Here is a 410-nt window from a genome sequence, read left to right on the forward strand (position 1 = left end):
TTTTTTTAAAACCCCCCCGCCCCCCCCCCGCCGGCCCCCCCGGGGGCCCTGCTCGCCGGCGCGCGCCGCTTCCACGGCCGCGTTCAGCGCGAGGATGTTGGTCTGGAACGCGATGCCGTCGATGACGCCGATGATGTCCACGATGCGGCTCGACGACGTGTGGATCTGCGCCATCGTGTCGACAACCTGCTCGATCACGTCACCGCCCTTGGCCGCGACCGTCGATGCCGTCGCGGCCAGCGTGTTGGCCTGGCGCGCGTTGTCGGCATTCTGCTTCACGGTCGACGTCAGTTCTTCCATCGACGACGCCGTCTCTTCCAGCGCGCTGGCCTGCTGCTCGGTGCGCGCCGACAGGTCGCGGTTGCCGGCCGCCACTTCGCCGGACGCGAGCGCGATGGCGTCGGTGCCGC

The 410-nt window shown here is 70.2% G+C and carries 1 protein-coding gene; it reads right to left on the reverse strand.

The window, feature by feature from the left end; translation table 11 throughout:
- On the reverse strand, window positions 1-410 hold a 410-nt coding region (locus ACEN88_RS34410), incomplete at both ends, for a methyl-accepting chemotaxis protein (protein ID WP_413346891.1).

The sequence above is a fragment of the Massilia sp. CT11-108 genome (genome assembly GCF_047302915.1).
GTDB lineage: Bacteria > Pseudomonadota > Gammaproteobacteria > Burkholderiales > Burkholderiaceae_D > Telluria > Telluria orientalis.